At 68.6% G+C, this 3,777-nt stretch carries 5 protein-coding genes; 4 read left to right on the top strand and 1 reads right to left on the bottom strand.

The genetic code is table 11. From position 1 onward, the window contains the following. Positions 1-172 precede the first annotated feature (172 nt). Positions 173-790, top strand: coding sequence for a dTDP-4-dehydrorhamnose 3,5-epimerase (gene rfbC, locus MJ785_RS19660; RefSeq protein WP_239313251.1), 618 nt, complete (start codon positions 173-175; stop codon positions 788-790). On the opposite strand, the gene MJ785_RS19655 is transcribed toward rfbC, so the two are convergent. Next, positions 751-1,074 (bottom strand): S24/S26 family peptidase, encoded by a 324-nt coding sequence (locus MJ785_RS19655; protein WP_239377265.1) that lies wholly within the window; start codon positions 1,072-1,074, stop codon positions 751-753. The two genes, rfbC and MJ785_RS19655, sit on opposite strands and share 40 nt — an antisense overlap. Before the next feature lie 157 nt (positions 1,075-1,231). Here MJ785_RS19655 and sodN point away from each other — a divergent pair, with 157 nt between their 5' ends. From sodN to MJ785_RS19640, 3 genes are all read left to right on the top strand, one after another. Beyond that, entirely contained in the window at positions 1,232-1,627 is a 396-nt protein-coding gene (sodN, locus tag MJ785_RS19650) for a superoxide dismutase, Ni (protein ID WP_239313245.1), read from the top strand. 462 nt (positions 1,628-2,089) lie between these two features. Further along, entirely contained in the window at positions 2,090-2,713 is a 624-nt protein-coding gene (locus MJ785_RS19645) for an anti-sigma factor (RefSeq protein WP_370652998.1), read from the top strand. Continuing rightward, positions 2,710-3,753, top strand: coding sequence for an RNA polymerase sigma factor SigF (locus tag MJ785_RS19640; protein WP_239313242.1), 1,044 nt, complete (start codon positions 2,710-2,712; stop codon positions 3,751-3,753). Before MJ785_RS19645 ends, MJ785_RS19640 begins: the two co-directional genes overlap by 4 nt. Positions 3,754-3,777 lie beyond the last annotated feature (24 nt).

Raw genomic sequence — 3,777 nt, 5'->3', positions numbered from 1 at the left:
AACCAGCGATGCCCGGCCGGGCGGTGGTCTCGGGCTGGTCCGTGGTCTCGGGCCGCTCGGCATCGGCCGGCGCGGTCCGCGAGCCGGCACCGCGGCGGCCCGCGGTGCCGGCTGACAGCGGTGGACACGTTGGCCACCCAATGGACGTCGTTACCCGGTACGGTGCGCGTTCGTGGAGGCTCATGAACTCGCAATAGCCGGCGCCTGGGTGTTCACCCCCCGCCAGCACACCGATGACCGAGGCACGTTCCTGGAGTGGTTCCGCTCCGAAAGCCTGACCAAGGTGATCGGTCACTCACTCGATCTCGCCCAGGCGAACCACAGCGTGAGCCGGCGAGGGACGCTGCGCGGCGTCCACTATGCCGATATCCCGCCCAGCCAGGCCAAGTACGTCACATGCGTGCACGGCCGGGTGCTCGACTGCGTGGTCGACATCCGAGTCGGCTCGCCGACCTACGGGACGCATGCGGCGGTGGTGCTCGACGATGTCGACCGGCGGGGCCTCTACCTTGCCGAGGGGCTCGGGCACGCCTTCATGGCACTCACCGACGACACGGCGATCTCCTATCTCTGCTCGACGACCTACAACCCCTCGCGTGAGCACGGTATAGACCCGCTTGACCCCGATCTGGCACTGCCGTGGCCCCTGGATGTGCCTCCGTTGCTGTCCGAGAAGGACGCGCAGGCCCCCACCCTGAAGGCGGCCGAAGCCGCGGGCCTGCTCCCGTCCTACCCCGACTGCCTCGCGTTCTACGCGTCCCTGCGCAGCCAGCATGGTCGCGGCCAGTAGCGGGCGACGACCCGGCCCAGCACGTCCCCGGCCGGCACGGAACCGAAGGCCGCGCTGTCCGTGCCGAGCATGACGTTGTCGGATCGCAGCCACCACGACCCGTCAGGCTCGACGAAGGCCGCGCGCTTCACGCCGAGCCCGCGTCCGGGCAGCCGCGCCACGACCACGTCTCCCGCCCGCGGGGCCACACCCCACAGCACCAGGCACGCATCGCCGTCCCGCAGCGTCGGCTGCATGGACCCCCCGCTAACCCAGACCGCCCGTACCGCGACACCCAGCCTCATCCGGGTAGGTTGCCAGACGGTGGGAACTAGAGCCCTGCTGCCGCCCGGACCACTGTGGCCCGCCATGTCTGACGATCAACAGGCGCCTTGCGCCCACCAGATGTTCCCCACACGTCCAGCCACCCATACATCCAGCCAGACGAGAAAGGACGGCGGCATGAGCCTCCTGCGTCCGAAGACAACGGTCAGCGCCCACTGCGACCTGCCCTGCGGGGTCTACGACCCGGCCCAGGCGAGGATCGAAGCGCAGTCCGTGAAGGCCATCCAGGAGAAGTTCCAGGGAAACGACGACCCAGCCTTCCGCACTCGGGCGCTGGCCATCAAGGAAGAGCGGGCGGAGCTGGTCAAGCACCACCTGTGGGTGCTGTGGACCGACTACTTCAAGCCCAACCACGTCGAGAAGTACCCCGAGCTGCATGACCTGTTCTGGCAGGCCACCAAGGCGGCGGGAGCGGCTGGCGCCAAGGGGTCGGTCGACCCGGCGGACGGGCAGCGGCTGCTTGACCTCATCGACCAGATCTCCACGATCTTCTGGGAGACCAAGGCCGCCTGAGGGCACCCGCGGGCAGGGCGTCCGGGTGGATGTATCCGGGCCTGGCGGATCGGCGCAGTCGATCCGCCAGGCCCGGCCCGGGCCGCGCCTCGCGTCGTTGTCCTCGGTCGACGCCCAGCGCCTCCGGTGACTGCCTCCGCCGCCTCGCGATCCATCCACCCGGACGCCGCTGTCTGATCGAGCGTCCTGCCGCCGAAGCCTCTTATCAGGCCAAAAATCTCAGTTTTTTCGGTTCAATAGGACCATCGTCGCATCCAGGGCGATGGGACGTTGCCGGAATCACCGTCACAATCGCCAGAATTGATCACCCAACCTGCGGAGGCACCTCAGCGCTGGGTACGGTGGTCTTCAGGTGACACGAAGCGGGAACGGACGTCGGCGGTTGACAGTGGCGTGACCATGGTTTTCACGCCGCCGGAGACCTTGAGCGACAAGCGACAAGGGGGTACCGCAGTGGACACGATGCCAACGACCGGAACCGCGAACGGTCAGGGCGGTGTCCCGGGCGGCGGGGTTCCCGACGCCAACGCCTCCACCGGCGCGGCTCCCAGCTCCGGCGTGCCTGGTGGTGGGCTACGTGACATCGTGCAGCTCACGCTCCCCGCGGCAAGCGCCTACCTGTCGGTTCTGCGGACCGCCACGGCGTCGCTCGCGGCCCGCGGTGATTTCACCCTCGACGACATCGAAGATCTACGGATCGCCGTGGACGAGGCATGCGCCCTGCTGCTGCTGTCGGCTGCGCCTGGTTCGAACCTGGAGTGCACCTTCGAGCTCTCCCCCGGGGTCATCCAGGTCGGCGTGACCGTGCTCAGCGTGGACGGCGAGCCCCCGTCCACCGACACGTTCGCCTGGACGGTGCTGACCGCCCTCGCCGATGAGGTCTCCAGCTCGGTGTCCACCGATTCGCGGGTCACCATCAGGCTGCGCAAGCGACGCGGCGTCCCCGAGAGCAACGCCGTGCGCGAGAACAACGCCGTGCGCGAGAACAACGGATACAGCCCCACGACCGCCGACCCGCAGACGATCAAGACGCAATGGACAAAAAACGCAGGCGCACCGAACAACGGGCCGGTGGGCGCGCCGTGACCGCAGGCCGCATCCGACCGTTGCAGAACGCCGCGCCCCCGGCCACGCAGCGCTCACGGCCTCTGCTTGACGACGCCCATGGCCTGATGGCCCAGAACGAGCCCGCACCCACCGAATCCGCACCTGATGAAGCCAGCCGGGACGAGCCCGGCGGCGACGCCGCTGCCAGGCCGGGCGACAACGACATCCTGCCGCCAGAGCCATCCGTACCCACCGCGACGGTCACGGTCCAGGGCGGACCAGCGGACGACCAGCGTCACGGTTCGGGCCACCCTGACGAAACCAACGACAGGGCACGTGCCCGTGAACTGTTCGCCCAGCTGGTCGCGATGCCCGACCGCACTCCCGAACGGGCGGAGATCCGTGACCAGCTCGTCCGGATGCACCTGCCGCTGGTGGAGTACCTGGCCCGCCGCTTCCGCAACCGTGGCGAGCCGCTCGACGACCTGACCCAGGTCGCGACGATCGGGCTTATCAAGTCCGTTGACCGCTTCGATCCCGAGCGCGGGGTGGAGTTCTCCACGTACGCGACGCCGACCATCGTCGGCGAGATCAAGCGGCACTTCCGGGACAAGGGCTGGGCGATCCGGGTGCCGCGACGGCTGCAGGAGCTCAAGCTGTCGCTGACAAAGGCCACGTCGGAGCTGTCCCAGACGCTCGGCCGGTCACCAACGGTAAGCGAGATCGCCGCGCATCTCCAGATGACCGAGGAGGAGGTGCTGGAGGGCCTGGAGTCCGCCAACGCCTACTCGGCGGTCTCGCTGGACGCTCCGGACTCCGGCGACGACGAAGCCCCCGCGGTAGCTGACACCCTCGGTGTCCAGGACGAGTCCCTGGAAGGGGTCGAGTACCGGGAGTCACTCAAGCCGCTGCTGGAGAAGCTGCCCCCACGGGAGAAGCGAATCCTGCTGCTGCGGTTCTTCGGGAACATGACCCAGTCACAGATCGCCGCGGAGCTCGGGATCTCCCAGATGCACGTCTCGCGCCTGCTCGCCCGCACCCTGGCCCAGCTGCGTCGCGGGCTGCTGGAGGATGCTTAGTGGTCGCCGCCGGCAGTTCGTCCA

It is taken from the genome of Protofrankia sp. CiT1 (genome assembly GCF_917627335.1).
Lineage (GTDB): Bacteria > Actinomycetota > Actinomycetes > Frankiales > Frankiaceae > Protofrankia.
This window is presented reverse-complemented; position numbering and strand designations above follow the sequence as displayed.